General features: G+C 55.1%; 13 protein-coding genes and 1 pseudogene. 6 read left to right on the top strand and 8 right to left on the bottom strand.

Features of this window, described 5'->3' with window-relative positions; translation table 11 throughout:
• Positions 1-29 precede the first annotated feature (29 nt).
• The 4 genes and pseudogenes from accB to HZS52_RS17920 form a co-directional block, all read right to left on the bottom strand.
• Positions 30-506, bottom strand: coding sequence for an acetyl-CoA carboxylase biotin carboxyl carrier protein (gene accB / locus HZS52_RS17930; RefSeq protein ID WP_159176746.1), 477 nt, complete (start codon positions 504-506; stop codon positions 30-32).
• Positions 507-840: 334 nt separating this feature from the next.
• Positions 841-2,715, bottom strand: coding sequence for a protein-disulfide reductase DsbD (gene dsbD, locus HZS52_RS17925; RefSeq protein WP_190373288.1), 1,875 nt, complete (start codon positions 2,713-2,715; stop codon positions 841-843).
• A 268-nt stretch (positions 2,716-2,983) separates the two neighbouring features.
• A pseudogene (locus tag HZS52_RS24505) lies at positions 2,984-3,261 on the bottom strand (IS4 family transposase); the annotation flags it as partial.
• A 10-nt stretch (positions 3,262-3,271) separates the two neighbouring features.
• Entirely contained in the window at positions 3,272-4,036 is a 765-nt protein-coding gene (locus HZS52_RS17920; protein ID WP_190373287.1) for an SDR family NAD(P)-dependent oxidoreductase, read from the bottom strand.
• A 225-nt stretch (positions 4,037-4,261) separates the two neighbouring features.
• Between HZS52_RS17920 and HZS52_RS17915 the strand changes: the two genes are divergently transcribed.
• Positions 4,262-5,191 carry an AraC family transcriptional regulator gene (locus tag HZS52_RS17915; protein ID WP_208797173.1) on the top strand — a complete coding sequence of 310 codons (930 nt, stop codon included), beginning with the start codon at positions 4,262-4,264 and terminating at the stop codon, positions 5,189-5,191.
• A 118-nt stretch (positions 5,192-5,309) separates the two neighbouring features.
• Here the strand turns inward: HZS52_RS17915 and HZS52_RS17910 are convergent, their stop codons facing one another.
• The gene (locus tag HZS52_RS17910; RefSeq protein ID WP_141441166.1) at positions 5,310-6,209 is read right to left on the bottom strand and encodes a LysR family transcriptional regulator; all 900 of its coding nucleotides are present in this window, start codon (positions 6,207-6,209) and stop codon (positions 5,310-5,312) included.
• A 145-nt stretch (positions 6,210-6,354) separates the two neighbouring features.
• Here HZS52_RS17910 and HZS52_RS17905 point away from each other — a divergent pair, with 145 nt between their 5' ends.
• Positions 6,355-7,365 carry a zinc-dependent alcohol dehydrogenase family protein gene (locus tag HZS52_RS17905; protein ID WP_190373286.1) on the top strand — a complete coding sequence of 337 codons (1,011 nt, stop codon included), beginning with the start codon at positions 6,355-6,357 and terminating at the stop codon, positions 7,363-7,365.
• A 287-nt stretch (positions 7,366-7,652) separates the two neighbouring features.
• The gene (locus HZS52_RS17900) at positions 7,653-8,972 is read left to right on the top strand and encodes an aldehyde dehydrogenase family protein (protein WP_190373285.1); all 1,320 of its coding nucleotides are present in this window, start codon (positions 7,653-7,655) and stop codon (positions 8,970-8,972) included.
• A gap of 309 nt (positions 8,973-9,281) precedes the next feature.
• On the opposite strand, the gene ppa is transcribed toward HZS52_RS17900, so the two are convergent.
• Entirely contained in the window at positions 9,282-9,812 is a 531-nt protein-coding gene (gene ppa, locus HZS52_RS17895; RefSeq protein ID WP_071693104.1) for an inorganic diphosphatase, read from the bottom strand.
• 283 nt (positions 9,813-10,095) lie between these two features.
• On the opposite strand from ppa, the gene HZS52_RS17890 reads away from it, so the two are divergent.
• Positions 10,096-11,811 (top strand): bifunctional protein-serine/threonine kinase/phosphatase, encoded by a 1,716-nt coding sequence (locus HZS52_RS17890; RefSeq protein WP_009286572.1) that lies wholly within the window; start codon positions 10,096-10,098, stop codon positions 11,809-11,811.
• Between the two features lie 193 nt (positions 11,812-12,004).
• Here HZS52_RS17890 and HZS52_RS17885 read toward each other — a convergent pair whose 3' ends face one another.
• Both HZS52_RS17885 and rnt read right to left on the bottom strand, forming a co-directional pair.
• Complete coding sequence (locus HZS52_RS17885; RefSeq protein WP_009286573.1) at positions 12,005-13,264, bottom strand: 6-phosphofructokinase; 1,260 nt, start codon at positions 13,262-13,264, stop codon at positions 12,005-12,007.
• A 168-nt stretch (positions 13,265-13,432) separates the two neighbouring features.
• Positions 13,433-14,101: a ribonuclease T gene (gene rnt / locus HZS52_RS17880; RefSeq protein ID WP_009286574.1), complete on the bottom strand. Its 669-nt coding sequence runs from the start codon at positions 14,099-14,101 to the stop codon at positions 13,433-13,435.
• 271 nt (positions 14,102-14,372) lie between these two features.
• On the opposite strand from rnt, the gene HZS52_RS17875 reads away from it, so the two are divergent.
• Both HZS52_RS17875 and HZS52_RS17870 read left to right on the top strand, forming a co-directional pair.
• A complete protein-coding gene (locus tag HZS52_RS17875; protein ID WP_027959286.1) occupies positions 14,373-15,593 on the top strand; it encodes an argininosuccinate synthase in 1,221 nt (406 codons plus the stop codon).
• A gap of 75 nt (positions 15,594-15,668) precedes the next feature.
• Positions 15,669-15,998: an HlyU family transcriptional regulator gene (locus HZS52_RS17870; protein ID WP_190373284.1), complete on the top strand. Its 330-nt coding sequence runs from the start codon at positions 15,669-15,671 to the stop codon at positions 15,996-15,998.
• Positions 15,999-16,034: the final 36 nt, after the last annotated feature.

The raw sequence follows: 16,034 nt of genomic DNA, 5'->3' as shown, positions 1-16,034 counted from the left end.
GAGAGTCCACCCGTGTTGAAAATGAAAGATTAAGCGATAACGATCATGGGTTGATCGAATTCTACAGGCTCGCCATCTTCCACCAGGATGGCTTCCACTACACCGTCACGGTCAGCTTCAATCTGGTTCATCATTTTCATGGCTTCAATGATGCATACAGTGTCACCTTGTTTGACGCTATCGCCGACTTCCACAAACGATTTGGCGCCCGGCGCTGGGCTGCGGTAGAAGGTGCCTACCATGGGAGAGTTGACTGCCTCGCCACGGTAGCTTGCGCCCTGAGGCTCTGCTTCAGCAGCCGGTGCTGATGCTGGAGTGCCCGCTGCGGGGGGAGCAGGCGCATAGCCAGGTTGCTGCGCATACTGCGGCATCGGCTGTGGCTGCCACGAAGCGCCATTAGGGTGACGACTGATGCGGACTGACTCTTCGCCTTCCTGAATTTCAATCTCGCTAATATTGGACTCTTCGAGTAGCTCAATCAGTTTCTTAACTTTGCGGATATCCATGGCATAGCCCCATCAATGTCATAAAAGGTAGTCACAAAGCGCGCGAGCATAAGTGCAGGAAGCTCTTTATGGCGCGTACGTTGCGCAGTAAACCAAATTTAAAAATGAAGAGAACGCTGCATGTTAGCGAACGTTACCCCGTTCTCACCGTTAAAAAAGCAAGTTTTTAGCTAATATGGGAGCGGAGTTTGCCGAAAAAGTGCCAGGATGTCCAGCAACTGCCTACGCCAACGTCCAAGCCATCATGTAGTTAAGAATTAAACAACTGTTTGACGATGTTCGCGTCAGAAAGCGGCTTTAGTGCCTCAATGAGTAGCCAGCATAGGGTTTGAGCTTAGCTATTTGCTAGCCACTGGCTAACTGACTCCAGATGTTCGCGCAACTGATCGGCGGTCACTTCGCCTTGAATGCGTGCATCGCGAATCTCCTCACCCTGGCTGAAAAAGAGCAGGCTGGGTGGGCCGAAAAGATTATATTGGTTGAGCAACTCACGACTTTGAGAGTCCGTGCGGGTGACGTCGGCGGCGATCAAGGTGTAATCATTAAGCGCTGCGACGACCTGCGGGTCGGGGTAAACATCCCGCTCCAGCAGCTTGCACGAAATACACCAGTCGGCGGTAAAGTGGACAAAGACGGGCTGGTTGGCGTCTTCAGCTTGTGCAATCGCCGCTTCAAGCTCAGTTAAGCTGTTGACCTCGATGAAGTCGAGTGCTTCTGCCTGAGGTTCGCCGGAAATGCTGGAGGTTGCCGCAAGGGGGCGCAAGGGGTTACTACCCCCCTGAGCGGCGCCAATCACCAACACTATCCCCCAAGCTAGCAGCATAAGCCCCAGCGTTTGGCGTGCCCGCGGCCACCCCTGCGGCTGATTGAAATTCAGCGCCCCAAGTGCCAGTGCCGTGCCGATCGCAAGGGCTGCCCATAGCAGCAGCGCAATAGGCGCGGACACTAAACGCTCGACCATCCAAATCGCTACGCCCAACAGTAAAAGGCCAAAGGCAATTTTTACGCCGTTCATCCAGGCGCCGGAACGGGGCAGCAGCGTGGCGCCAAAGGTACCGACCAAAAGCAGTGGCACGCCCATGCCCATGCCCAGCGCAAACAGCACCGCGCCGCCCATCGCGGCATCCCCTGTTGAAGAGATAAACACCAGCGCGCCGGCCAAAGGCGCCGTTACACAGGGCGATACCACCAATACCGAGAGGGCGCCAGCCAGCGCTAGGCCGGCCGGGCCACTGCGCTGAGCGCGTGCCTGCCAAGCGTCAACACGGTTGGCTAAACGAGGCGACAGATTGAGGTTAAATGCCCCAAACATGGCCAGGGCAAATAGCGTGAACAGCACTGCAAAGATGATCAATACCGGTGCTGACTGCAGTCGCGCCTGAAGATTAAGCCCGGCGCCAAACAATCCCATTAACACCCCGACCAGGGCGTAGGTCAGCGCCATGCCAAGCACATAGCTTAACGAAAGGGCAAAGGCGCGGGGGCGGGTGGGGTTCTGGCCAACCACGATCGATGACAAAATTGGAATCATCGGCAACACGCAGGGGGTAAAGGTAAGCCCCAGGCCAGCAATAAAAAACAGCCCCAGCGCCAGTGGTAGGCTAGCATCGCTAATCAAAGCGCTAAAGCGGCTATCTTCGCTTTTGGGAGCGGCGAAACCAATCTGTTCAGAGGTGTTAGCGGCTGGAGTGTTGGCTGTTGGACTGGATGCCGTACTATCGGCTTGCCAATCGGAAAACTGGCTGGGGGGTTGGGTTTCGCTGGCCTCTAGGGTTGTTTGCTCTGGAGGGTAGCAGAGCCCGGCATCTGCGCAGCCTTGAAAGGTCAGGGCAATATTGAGCGGGCCTGAGTAGGGTGCTTCCAGCGGTACTTCAAACACTACCTGATCGCGGAACACATACACATCGCCCATAAACTCATCGTTGGTAAAGATGCCTCGGGGGATGATGGGGTCGCCGAGGCTGACATCTTCCGTTTTACTGACTACCGCGAACTGGTGGCGATATAGGTAGTACTCATCTGCGATATCCATGCCGATATAGAGCGTATCGCCATCATGCCAAGCGGTCGGCTGAAAGGCTTCCATAACCGGCAAAAATTCGTCTTGGTTGCTAGACGATGAAAACCATTGGGCGTTTGCACTTAGCGGTAGCAAGCCAAGAAAGAAAATCAATAATGTAAACAGGCTCAGGCGTTTAAGAGATAACACGGTGCGTCCTTAATCAATGGCATCGCAATGAAAGGCTAATAGCATACCGCAACCTTAAGCCGCTGGCGTATACGCTGCGGTGACGTGACGCGGCCGTTAATAATGCGTTAATCCGGCCAACAAAAAACCGCTCGATAGGCTTATACCAGACAGTTAAGTCTGACTGGCTTTTTTTAACCGTATATTTTTGTGGTTGTGCCCAGATAGCAAGCGGGTACGACCTTTCTCATCTATAAGGTAATAAGAAAGAAGGAGTCATCTGAAAGCGTATCAATTTAGTCGTCAACGCCACCTCGACAGTCGAGATGCTGTCAAACGCGGCTCCCGTGATCAGGTGGCTCGTCAACTCCATTTGACATACCCTCCGCACTTGAGGGTAGCCCGCCTCTCGGTAGGCATTACGTGTCCGTGTAAAAGCCGCTTGGTTGCAGGCGTTCGCCATACCACACCGTCTACGCCTAAAAGCCTTAGACTACACCAATGAGAGTGAGAGGGGTGTTCGAAAACACGTTTGCCGACCTCCACTCCGAGGCGCTTGCCAGCCTCCACATATGGATCAAGGTTGATCCGTGGGCCTGACGACGATCTCGTTGATCGCCACTCGCCGGGGGTTGGTCACGATAAAGGCAGCGGCCTCGGCGATATCTTCCGCATGCAGGCGCTCCACCTCACCGAACATGCTGGTGAAACCTTCCCACTGTCCGTCTTTCTGCTCGAAGAGCTCGGTCGCGGTCGCACCGGGTTCGATCACCGAAAAGCGTAGCGATTGCTTGGTGAATTCTTGCCGCCAGGCTTCGGTGGCGGCTGTGACGGCAAACTTGGTGGCGTTGTAGATGGCGACCTGGGGAGCGGCGATGCGCCCGGCAACCGAGGAGATATTGACGACATCCGCCACAGCGCGCGGACTGGATGTCACAGCCTGCAGAAGATGCGGCAGGGCCTGTTTGGTGAGGTACATCAAGCCTCGCAGGTTGACGTCCACCATGCGGTCCCACTCTTCAAGCGGCGATTCCACGGAGGGGCCATTGAGCATCAGCCCCGCCGCGTTGACCAAGGTATCCAGACGACCGAAGTGTTCGATTACCTGATCAACCACACGCTCTGCTTCGTGGTTGTCTGTGATGTCTGCAGCGATCACCAACGCGGTGCCGCCAGCGGCGGTGATCCTGTCGGCAAGCGACTCGAGCCTATCCTGGCGTCTGGCCACCAGCGCAACGCTGGCTCCCAGGTCGGCCAGTCGAATGGCCGTCGCCTGCCCGATACCGCTGGAAGCACCGGTGATGAGGGCTACGGTTCCGTTGAGCTTCTCGGCGTTTTTCATGGAGTTCCTCCGTTTGGGTCTACATGGATCCCGGACACTCAATACCGCTGTACGTGTCCGCGTATTTAGTTCAAGGGACGATCCAGAGGTTAGGGGTATAGAGGGGGCACTCGTGACGCTGATTCTTCCCATTCATTGCCTATTTCTCTTGATCCTGGGGAAAAGCGAAAATCTGGCCGTTCATCGAACTAGAATGGAATATGCTCAATAAGGCAGGAGAGAACAGTGATCATCGAACTCGGGATAGACGACCAGGCACGGCGAGAGGAAACGGCAGCCATCCGTGATGAGATGGCGGGGCAGATTTCAAGCTTTGTCGGCAATCAGATGGAGCGTGAAACCCGTTTGCCGGGCCTGAGTTTTTGCAAGGTGACGACGCCACAGCCCCCAACGCCCTATCTGTATGAGCCAAGCCTCGCCATCATCATTCGCGGAAAGAAGCGCGTCGTACTGGGAAACACGACGTATATCTACGATGCGTCACGGTTTCTGCTGACGGCAGTGAATCTGCCTACGATTACCGAAGTCACAGATGCATCGCCCGAGCGGCCCTATCTCTCTTTACTGATGAAGATTGATTTACAGATGGCTCGCCAGTTGATTGCGGATGTCGAGACGCTTGGCCCCAAAGCAGAGACACAGCACAAAGCCATGGCGACCGGCCCCGCGACCGTCGACTTGATGGACGCGACGAGCCGGATGGTCCGGCTACTCGACCAGCCACACGACATGCTCCACTTGGGTAGTCTTGTTCAGCGAGAGATTCTTTATCGGGTACTGACCAGTTCTGCCGGCGGGCGTTTTCGCGACACCGTTATGGTGGGAACACAAAGCCAGCGTGTCGCCAAGGCCGTTGCCTGGTTGCGTGAACACTATACGCAGCCGCTGAAAATCGAAGCCCTGGCGGAATTGGCCAACATGGGAGTGTCTACGCTTCACCATCATTTCCGTAAATTGACCTCAATGAGCCCACTTCAGTACCAGAAACACCTACGTCTTTATGAGGCGAGAAGACTGCTGATCGCGGAAAATATTGATGCCGCAACGGCGGGTATACGGGTTGGCTACGAGAGCATTAGCCAATTCAACCGGGAATACCGAAGGATGTTCGGTGCCCCTCCTATTCGCGACGTCGCGCCATTGCGGTCAATCTGACTACTGACTTTAGTAGGGCCAGGACGAGAAACTGAGCTATTCGTCACCTTGGTGGAGGAGGGCGAGCAGCTTTGCTAGTGGGCGCACATAGCCTCCCACTGATGGCTGGTGTCGATAGCTAGGCTCGCCCATCATAGCGCAGCAGGTCGATCACGGCGCGCATGGCCGGACGCATCTGGCGACGTCCCGGGTAGTACAGAAAACTGCCAGTATGGCGCACCGACCATCGCGGCAGGAGTTCTACCAGCTTTCCGCTGGCGAGGTGCGCTGCAACCTGCTCACGCAGCAAATAGCCCACGCCAATTCCTTGCAGCGTTGCCTCTATCAGAAGATCCATGTCGTTGGTGATGAAGGCAGGTTTTATCGCGACGTCGAACATGCGCGATCCGCGCTGGAACTGCCATCGTAACAAGGTACCGGATGTGCTCATTCGATAGGCGATACAGGCGTGTTGCACCAGATCCTGGGGACGTGCGATGGCGGGTGCTGTCTCCAGGTACTCGGGCGTGGCGACGACGACTGTTCTGTAGTCGGGGCCGATACGCACAGCCACCATGTCCTGGGCCAATTGCTCTCCATTGCGGATGCCTGCATCGTAGCCAGCCGAAACGATATCGACCAGCCCCTCGTTGGTCGTGATGTCCAGGGTGATACCGGGGTAAGTCTGACGCAGCGCTTGCAGCTTTGGAACAACATAGAGCGCTGCCGCGCTGTGGTGGGTGTTGATGCGCACGAGCCCACTGGGACCGGCGTGTTCGTCTGCAAGCTCTTCGAGTCCGTCCCCGATATCTTTGAGAGCGGGTCGCAGGCGTGCGAGGAGGCGTTCACCGGCAGCCGTGGGAGCAACGCTCCGCGTGGTTCTGTTCAGCAACTTGACATCAAGGCGCTCCTCCAGCAGGCGAATGGCATGACTGAGCGCGGAGCTTGAAATGCCCAGCCTATTGCCCGCCCGAGTGAAGCTCCGTTCCTCGGCGATCACAGCAAATGCCATCAGATCCGCAAAATCTGCTCGTTTCATTGCTGAGTCTCACTCACAAGCTCGTCAATCAAACAGCATCTTATCAATTAATTGAGGCGTTCCTATAGTTATTTGAGTGCTTGGCAGCGTATGCGAGGTAGCAGCCCGAGCCACATCTTGAATGATCTGATCAGGAGCGAAAGCCATGAAACGTTGGGTTCTGAAGAGCGGAACGACCACCCTGGAGGGTCTGATCCTTGAAGATGCCGTGAAGCCGGAACCGGGCCCGGGTGAAGTCCGTGTGCGTATTCGGGCTGTGTCGTTGAACTACCGCGAACAACTGATCCTGGGCAATGCCGGTGGCAACTGGCGCATGGACCGCGACTTGATTCCGGTCGCCGATGGCGCCGGCGATATCGATGCGATTGGAGAAGGCGTGGAGCAGTGGACTCCGGGCGACAAGGTCATCACGGTCTACCTGCGCGACTTCATCCATTGGCCGCCCCATGCGGGTATCGGTCTGGGCTTGGGGGCGCTGGATGAGGATGGCGTGCTGGCTGAGTACGTCGTGTTGCCGGCGGATCGCCTGAGCCGCGCGCCGAGCACGCTCAACGATGTGGAAGCGTCGACCTTGCCATGCGCTGCGCTGACGGCATGGACGGCGTTGCAGAACGCCTACCCAGTGACATCGGGTCAGAAGGTGCTGTCGTTGGGCACCGGTAGCGTATCGCTGTTCGCGATGGCGTTCGCGCAAGCACTGGGGGCGAAGACCTATCTCACGACTAGCCAGGACGACAAGCGTTCGCGCTTGCTCGAGCTCGGTGCCGAGGATGTCTTCAACTATCGCACCGACGAGAGCTGGGGCCAGTCCGTCTACGCGGCTACCGGCGGCGTGGATAAGGTGGTGAATACCGCCGGCTTCGGCTCGATGAACCAGTCCGTCCAGGCTCTGGCCTTTGGCGGCGACATTGGCTTGGTTGGCCTGTTCAACTTCGGTGACGTGATCGAGCCCGGTTTGTTTCTCGCCAAGGGCGTCAGTGTTCGAGGCATCCCGGTCGGCTCGCGCGACGGCCTGGAGGATATGGTCGGCTTTATAGACAAGCATCAGATCAAGCCGGTGATCGACCGGGTCGTCCCGTTCGTCGACGCGAAGCAGGCCTACCAGGCCCAGAGTGCCCCGGATCTTTTTGGCAAGATCGTCATCGAGATCACCTAAATCAGCGGCGGGAGCTATCGCTTGCACGACTATTTTTGGCTTTGTCTTCCCAAAAGTTCAGCGGTTTAGTGGGGAGCCAAGAGAATTGAGCAATGATCGGGAAGGATCGGAGTGCCTCGTATAGTAAAGACTTCTTTAGATTTGATTAGAGGAGCGCTGCCCCCCGCTCGGTGCTCCGTTTTCACATACACACAAAAGCGAATCGGGTCTCCCCTTGCTTCGAAGGGGGCCACCTATATGCGAGCAAACAATCTCGACGCTTGCCCTCAACAACGGAGGAAGTCGTTATGAATATTGAATCCGAAATTGACCGTGTTTTCACATTACAGCAAGTCCATCAATGGCATCTAAGGACGTCGACAGCAGAGCAACGAAAGGATCGTCTCCGACGCTTCAGGGAAGTATTGGTCAAATACGAGACTGAAATCCGTGATGCGCTTACATCTGATTTGGGACGCCCAGCCGAAGAGCCGGTGACGTTTGAGTTGGCCGTCACCCTGGCGGATATCGATGAAGCCATCGAGAATATTGACGAGTGGATGAAGCCAGTACCTGTCCAGACCTCTGCGCCCGGAGGTCAAGCGTATATGGTCTATGAACCGCGAGGCGTCGTTCTCGTCTTCGGCCCATGGAATTTTCCGATTAGCCTGCTCTTTACCCCAATGGTGCCGATGATAGCTGCAGGCAACTGCATCATCGCCAAACCAAATGAACTCACCCCCGCATCGAGCGCCGTGGCCGCAAAGATCATTCGTGAAACCTTCGACGAGCACGAGGTTGCGGTGTTTGAAGGCGGCGTCGATGTTGCCAACATCCTGCTGGACCGACCTTTCGATCACATTTTCCTTACGGGCAGCCCAGCGGTCGGTAAGATTGTCATGACGGCGGCAGCTAAGCATTTGGCCTCGGTGACATTAGAACTCGGTGGCAAATGTCCTGCTATTTTGGATGACAGTGCCAACCTCGACACTGCCGTTTCTGAAATCGGCATGGGGCGTATGACGAATAATGGACAGACCTGTCTATGCGTCGACTATGTCGCATTGCCCGAAGCGCTACGCGATCAGTTCGTTAGGGCGCTTGAAAACCAATGGCGAGACAATTTTTATGATGGCGAAACGTTCATAGCGAACCGCAATTCCCGCATGGTCAATTCGCGCAACTTCTTGCGCGTCAAGGGGTATATTGATGACGCCGTTGCACGTGGTGCGCGGGTGGCTTTTGGCGGAAACTGCAATGCAGAAAACCTGACGATCGAGCCGACCATACTGCTTGATACGCCGCTTGATGCATTGGTCATGCAGGAGGAGATATTCGGACCTGTTCTTCCAATTGTCACTTATCGCGATGTCTCAGAGGTTTACTCATTCATTCGTAAAAGCGGCAAACCACTGGGTATGAACATTTTTTCAGAGCGGCACGAGTTTGTTGAAGACGTACTCCGCAATACCTCGTCCGGGGGCGTATCAGTTAACGGATGGGCTAGAAACTGGCCTGAGAGCCATCTACCGTTTGGTGGGGTCAACACTAGTGGTATAGGTCGTTATCATAGCGTCCATGGATTCCGCGAGCTTTCTCACGAACGTGCAGTGTTTGAAGTAATCTGATCATACGGGCTTGCCTTAGGCCGGGCCTCAACCGAGCCTAATTGGTGCTTGCCCTTGAGCACTCTGAGAGGGCAGGCACTGTTTTAGGCCTATAGATAATCTGCCAGGTGAGGCCGCAACTGATCCCGAGAGTGAACTGCACCCCAAAAGTTGGACATTAATCCAACGATTGGGGTGTTTTTATGGCGAAATACAATGAAGAGCTCAAGCTGTCAGCAGTAAATTGCTACGCAGAAGGACAAGTCTTGGGTCAGTTCACGGAGACGGCTTTATCACATGACGGTGAAGAACATTGCCGAAACGCTACTATTACGCTTTTTGGTAAGCAATTACGGATTTTTCAATTGCTTTGCGCGCAGCGTCAGCACCTTCCCATGACTCAACCTTTACCCATTTGCCTTTTTCGAGATCTTTGTAGTTCTCGAAGAAGTGAGCAATTTGCTGGCGCAGTAGCTCGGGTAGGTCGGTAACTTCGTGGACATCGTCGTAAAGCGAGCTTAGCTTGGCATGGGGCACGCAGATCAACTTGGCATCTTCACCAGCTTCGTCGGTCATGTTCAGAATGCCTACCGGGCGCGCGCGAATAATGCTGCCAGGTTGAACCGGGTGCGGGGTAACCACCAAGGCGTCCAGCGCATCGCCATCGTCGGCGAGGGTATGCGGGATAAAGCCGTAATTGGCGGGGTAGAACATGGGAGTGGCCATAAAGCGGTCAACGAGGAGTGCGCCCATGTCCTTATCAATTTCATATTTGATCGGGTCGTGGTTGGCTGGAATTTCGATCACCACGTAAACGTCGTTGGGGAGATCCTTTCCAGCAGGGATATTATCGAAGTTCATCGTTGATTCCTTGGTAGTGCTGTGGCTAGAGTCGTGCCGTGGTTAGGCAAACGTGTCAGAGTCGTTTATGGCGGAGAATTATACGAACATGACTGCACGATTACCAATGCGACATAGGTTGCTCGTGGGTGATCATTCATATGTCCTGCTATTTGGACGAATACGATAGAGACGTTTGGTGGGCATCGTTTCTGTTCCGCTGCGTGTATCATAGCCAGAGTTTATCAATAGTGTTGGTTGGCAGTGATGTCCCTCGATCGAGTCGGCAGCCTAGGAGGATGACTTGTCGCACGCCCAGTTGCTCATTAGTTATGGTCAAGCGTTTGTCGCGCCCGATCGGCGCCTGCATCGCAGCTCAATGTCAGTTCGCTTTCCTGAAGCGCCGCTGCTTCGCGCCAAAGGTGGCTGTGCGGTGATCAGCGACTCCATTTCACGCAATACCATGGCCAAACAGGCCGGTGATATCAGCGTGCGCGGCTTCCTGGCCGATTACTTCTCCACCCCCGATCACTGGGACGTAAAAACCTCTGCCACCCGCGTACTGCGCGCGCTTAATAGCTGGTGCTACAGCCAAAGCCAGCATGTGAAAGAGGGGAGTTTTGTTTCATCCATGTCGGCGATGGTGTTTCGTGGCCGTGAAGCCCACCTGTTCCATATGGGGGATACGCTGGTCTTTCGCTTACGGGGTGCCGAGTTTGAACAGCTAAGCCGCGACCATGTGACTGATTTAGGCGGCTATCGTTATCCTTCACGGGCACTGGGTCTGGATGGCAGTGTCGATATCGATTACACCCACATTGCGCTTAAGCAGGGCGATCTGTTCCTGTTTACTACCCAGGGCGTGCGCGGCACGCTGCTACCTTCCGACTATGTGCGCTTGATTCGCCAGGATGCCAGTGATCTGGATGCCGCCTGCGAGCGGCTAGCTGATGAGGCGAAGCAGCGCGCCCAGGAGCGTGGCTATGGCGGTGATCAGTTCTGCTTTCAGCTGGTACGTATCGATGAATTACCCGATGAGGTCGCCGAGCACCCGGGGCAGCTCTACGGTGATCTACCCATTCCCCCTGAGCTGGCGCCGGGTGAGCGTTTAGATGGCCTGGAGGTTCTCGCCGTGCTATCGCGAACGGCGCAGTCGCGGGTGTACCGTGTCCGTGATGTGCATAGCGAACGGGAAATGGTCATGAAAGCGCCCAGCCCCGAGCTCTCGTTGCGCAATGCCTATCTTGAGCACTTTCTGCTCCAGCAGTGGGTAGTGGAGCGGGTTAACTCGCCCTTTGTGGTTAAGGTGATGGAGCCATCTCGGCCACGACGCTACCTCTATTATCTGATGCAGCATATTGAAGGCGAGACGCTGCGACAGTGGGCAGAGCGCCATCCTCAAGCCAGCTTGACCCAGCGCCTGGACATTGCCAATCAGTTGGGTAAAGCGGTGCAAGCGCTGCATCATCGGGACATTATTCATCAGCAGATCAATCCCGATAATATTTTGATCGACCCACATGGCAAGCTCGTGCTCACCGATTTTAGTGCCTGCCATATGCGTGATGGGGAAGGGCATCGCCACTCAGGTGAGTTGCTCAGGCAGATTGGCTTTAACGAACACAGCGCACCTGAGTATGCCTTGGGCGACAGCATCGGTCGGCGTAGTGATCAGTACTCGCTAGCCTCCACTACTTACTGGCTTTTGACCGGCGCGTTACCTTACACACTGACACCCAACAGGCTGCGCAGCCATACCGACCTCGAAGAGTTGACCTATCGTAGTGCGCGAACAACCAATCCTGAAATCTCCCAGGAATTAGACGATGCACTACGCCGCGCCTTGGATCCACAAAGGGCGTTGCGGTTTAGGCGTATGTCTGAGTTTTTGCATGCGCTTAGGGTGCCGCTCGGGCGGCTGCCCAATCGGGAAGAGAGCCGCCAGGAGCCGCGGCGTTTCTGGCAGGGTGTGGCGGGAATTCTGTTATTGCTGTTAGTGCTTTCCTGGTTGCTACGCTAACTCCAAGTAGTAAAGGTGGATAAATAAGATTATGTCATTGCGAGGAGCGAAGCGACGCGGGAATCTAAGTGTATTGTAGCAGCCAACCCCGAGATTGCTTCACTGCGTTCGCAATGACATAAGGGTAGGTCATTGCGAGGAGTGAAGCGACGAAGCAATCTCAGTTCGCAATGACCGGTGATCCGTTAACCGTTTACAGCGTAAAAATGGGCAACTTGCGTTCTGCTTTGGCCAGTTTCAGTTTGGCGACTTTGGGTAGGCCATTCTCGAACGGTGGGAAGTCCTCGCCCTGAATCAGCGGTGAGAGGTAGTCCCGGCAGGTCTGGGTAATGGCAAAACCGTTTTCGCTGATAAAGTCCCGGGGCATAAACTTCTCTTGGTTGGCCACCTGGGAGAGCGGGGCAGAGATCACATCCCACTGGTAGGGCGCTTGAGAGATGCGGCGAATGGCGGGCATCATGGCGTTTTTACCCGCCAGCGCCAAGGTTACCGCTTCGCGACCCACCGCATAGGCTTGTTCAACGTCGGTTTTAGACGCCAGGTGACGCGCCGCGCGCTGCAGATAGTCGGCCACTGCCCAGTGATACTTGTAGCCCAAATCCTGCTTGATCATACCGGCCAGTGTTGGTGCCACGCCGCCAAGCTGGCGGTGGCCGAACGCATCGGTGTTACCTGCATCGGCCAGGAAAGTGCCATCTTCGTAGCGAGCGCCTTCAGAGACCACAATAACGCAGTAGCCATACTGTTTAACGCTCTCTTCAACCCGCGCCATGGCGGCCTTACGGTTAAAGGGGATTTCCGGGAAGATAATCATATGCGGCGGCTCGCCTTCGGCTTCGCCGGCTAAACCACCTGCAGCGGCAATCCAGCCCGCGTGGCGGCCCATCACTTCGAGCACAAATACCTTGGTGGAGGTAGCGCACATGGAGGCGATATCCAGCGATGCTTCCAGCGTTGAGGTGGCAATATACTTGGCTACGCTGCCAAAGCCCGGGCTGTTATCGGTAATCGGCAAGTCGTTATCGACGGTTTTAGGCACGTGGATAGCGGTTAGCGGATAACCCAGCTTCTCGGAAAGTTGAGAGACCTTTAAGCAGGTGTCGGCGCTATCGCCGCCGCCGTTATAGAAAAAGTAGCGAATATCGTGGGCTTTGAAGACTTCGATCAAGCGCTCGTACTGGGCACGGTGGGTGTCGATGTCTTTGAGCTTATAGCGGCAGGAGCCAAAAGCGCCGCCCGGCGTATGGCGCAGCGCTGCAATTGCCTCATCACTCTCCTGGGTAACGTCGATAAGGTCTTCCGTTAAGGCACCGATAATGCCGTTATGACCGGCGTAAACCTTGCCAATTTGATCGGGGGCTTGACGGCAGGCTTCGATAACGCCGCAGGCGCTGGCGTTGATCACGGCGGTGACGCCACCTGATTGGGCGTAAAAGGCATTATGCTGGGCCATGGAAACGTCTCATCTCCTAAAAACGGATAGTTTTAATCGATATATTTATCACCGCCAAATACCCGCTACCCGGCATGGTCGGTGCTAAACCAGATTGCTGTAATGGGGCGAAGTTTAGCGTAAAGCCTGGCTCTCTGCATTAGCGGCTACGCTGTTGACGGCGAGGTGTTAATCCGCACCGTCCATCTCTTGCTCGCGCTGGGCAAGCTGCCAGCCACCCAGGTCTTTATAGCGATTAACCATCGCGCAAAACAGTTCAGCAGTGCGCTCGGTGTCATAACGAGCGGAGTGAGCGGCTTTGTTGTCAAACTCGATGCCTGCGGCACGACAGGCCCGGGCAAGCACCGTTTGACCATAGACCAGGCCTGCAAGGGTGGCGGTATCAAAGCTTGAGAACGGGTGAAAAGGATTGCGCTTAATGCCGCAGCGATTGACCGCCGCATTCAAGAAGCCCTGGTCGAACGCCGCATTATGGCCGACTAAAATAGCGCGCGTGCAGTCGTGGGCTTTGATCGATTTACGAATCGGGCGGAAAATTTCGCCCAGCGCTTCAGACTCGCTCAGCGCCACCTGGCGACGCAGAGGGTCGTCCAGGTTGATACCGGTAAAATCGAGCGCAGACTGCTCTACATTCGCGCCCTCAAAGGGCTGAATGTGGTAGGCATAGGTGGCATCAGGAAGCAGGTTGCCCTCCGGATCCATGGTCAGCGTGACGGCGGCTATCTCGAGTACAGCGTCGCCTTGGGCATTAAATCCCCCGGTTTCTAAATCAACGACCACAGGCAGGTAACTGCGAAAACGTTGGGCCATTAATTCGCGGGCAATAGCCTCGCTCATGCAGCTCTCCTTGGTTTAAAGCGAGTAATAGTAAAGCGAGTCATCAGTCAACATCAGCGGCAAACCACCGCTTTGAATGGAGAGATTCTAGCAGCTTTAGCCCCCAGGCGTCGTTGACGGTATTCGCTGGGCATTGAGAACGCTATACTCAACGTCAGTCTCAACGGTTTACTCCAACGAGCTATCAAATACGAGCTATCACATTCGCCAGGCGCTAGTGGCAAGTGTAGTTTTTACTAATGAATATCTTATGGTCAACGAGGAGCAAAGAATGTCCGATGTCAAAAAGGTTGTGCTGGCATATTCAGGCGGCCTGGACACATCCGTTATCGTTAAGTGGTTGCAAGAAACCTACAACTGCGAGGTAGTGACCTTTACTGCCGACATCGGTCAGGGCGAAGAAGTCGAACCGGCGCGAACTAAAGCGCAAGCGCTTGGCGTGAAAGAGATTTACATCGAAGACTTGCGTGAAGAGTTCGTGCGTGACTACGTCTACCCGATGTTCCGCGCCAATACTATCTATGAAGGCGAGTACCTGCTGGGTACCTCTATCGCTCGTCCGCTGATTGCCAAGCGGTTGATCGAAATTGCCAATGAAACGGGTGCTGACGCTATTTCCCATGGTGCTACGGGTAAAGGCAACGACCAGGTGCGTTTCGAACTTGGCGGCTATGCCCTGAAGCCCGGCGTAAAAGTGATCGCCCCTTGGCGGGAGTGGGATTTAACTTCCCGCGAAAAGCTAATGGCGTATTGCGAAGAGCATAAAATTCCGGTCGATTTTTCTAATAAAAAGAAAAAATCGCCCTACTCAATGGATGCCAACCTGCTGCACATCTCCTATGAGGGCGGCATTTTGGAAGATCCCTGGGCCGAAGCTGAAGACGATATGTGGCGCTGGAGTGTCTCTCCTGAAGCCGCGCCCGACCAGCCCACCTATGTTGAGCTGACGTTTGAAAAGGGCGATATCGTGGCCATCGACGGCGAGCCGTTGAAAGCCCATGAAGTGCTCGAAAAGCTCAACAAACTGGGTGGCGACAACGGTATTGGCCGTTTGGATATTGTTGAAAACCGCTACGTGGGCATGAAATCTCGTGGCTGCTATGAAACGCCAGGGGGCACCATTATGTTGCGTGCTCACCGTGCCATTGAGTCACTAACCCTAGACCGTGAAGAAGCTCACCTGAAAGATCAGCTGATGCCGAAATACGCTGAAGTGATCTACAACGGTTACTGGTGGAGCCCTGAGCGTCGCATGCTGCAGGCGGCCATTGACGAGACCCAAAAGAATGTAGCGGGTGTCGTGCGTATGAAACTCTACAAAGGCAGCGCTACCGTAGTGGGCCGCAAGTCCGATGAGTCGCTGTTTGATGAATCAATCGCTACCTTTGAAGATGATGCTGGCGCTTACAATCAGAAAGATGCCGAAGGCTTTATTAAGCTAAACGCGCTGCGTTTGCGCATTGCCGCAGGCAAGGGTCGTAAGCAGAGCTAATTAAGCGCTGATAAAAGCAGCTTATATCTTGCAGGGTGGCCATCTCCTTGCCGCCCTGCAAGCAAAGGAGCCATTATGCTTAAGAAATTATTTTCCGGTCTCTTCGGTAGTGATCGTCAGGCTGAGCCAGGTGCTACCACCAAAGCTGCTGAGCCGGTGGAATACAAAGGTTACGAGATTGTCTCTCAGCCAGACAATCAGAGCGGTCAGTACCGCGTCAGTGGCTGGATTCGCAAGGCCGACGCCAGTGGTGAAACTCTTGAGCACCGCTTTGAGCGTTCCGATATGCTCCCAGGGCGAGAGGCCTGTGATGCCATGATGGTCACCAAAGCGCAGCGCTATATTGATGAAGTGGGGGAGGCGATGTTCGCGCCAGACCCGCGCAGGGCAGGCGAGAGCGAGTAGCAACAACGCCGTCATAATAGTTAGTGTAAGGAGAGG

The sequence above is a fragment of the Vreelandella titanicae genome (assembly GCF_014697095.1).
GTDB classification, from domain to species: domain Bacteria; phylum Pseudomonadota; class Gammaproteobacteria; order Pseudomonadales; family Halomonadaceae; genus Vreelandella; species Vreelandella titanicae.
The sequence above is the reverse complement of the archived record's forward strand: the minus strand, read 5'-3'. Positions and strand labels throughout refer to the sequence as shown.

Bases quoted from the DNA above. Each gene is read 5' to 3' on its own strand.
- accB (WP_159176746.1), bottom strand. From the start codon at position 506: ATGGATATCCGCAAAGTTAAGAAACTGATTGAGCTACTCGAAGAGTCC.
- HZS52_RS17920 (WP_190373287.1), bottom strand. From the start codon at position 4,036: ATGAAAAACGCCGAGAAGCTCAACGGAACCGTAGCCCTCATCACCGGT.
- HZS52_RS17910 (WP_141441166.1), bottom strand. From the start codon at position 6,209: ATGAAACGAGCAGATTTTGCGGATCTGATGGCATTTGCTGTGATCGCC.
- HZS52_RS17905 (WP_190373286.1), top strand. From the start codon at position 6,355: ATGAAACGTTGGGTTCTGAAGAGCGGAACGACCACCCTGGAGGGTCTG.
- HZS52_RS17900 (WP_190373285.1), top strand. From the start codon at position 7,653: ATGAATATTGAATCCGAAATTGACCGTGTTTTCACATTACAGCAAGTC.
- ppa (WP_071693104.1), bottom strand. From the start codon at position 9,812: ATGAACTTCGATAATATCCCTGCTGGAAAGGATCTCCCCAACGACGTT.
- HZS52_RS17885 (WP_009286573.1), bottom strand. From the start codon at position 13,264: ATGGCCCAGCATAATGCCTTTTACGCCCAATCAGGTGGCGTCACCGCC.
- rnt (WP_009286574.1), bottom strand. From the start codon at position 14,101: ATGAGCGAGGCTATTGCCCGCGAATTAATGGCCCAACGTTTTCGCAGT.
- HZS52_RS17875 (WP_027959286.1), top strand. From the start codon at position 14,373: ATGTCCGATGTCAAAAAGGTTGTGCTGGCATATTCAGGCGGCCTGGAC.
- HZS52_RS17870 (WP_190373284.1), top strand. From the start codon at position 15,669: ATGCTTAAGAAATTATTTTCCGGTCTCTTCGGTAGTGATCGTCAGGCT.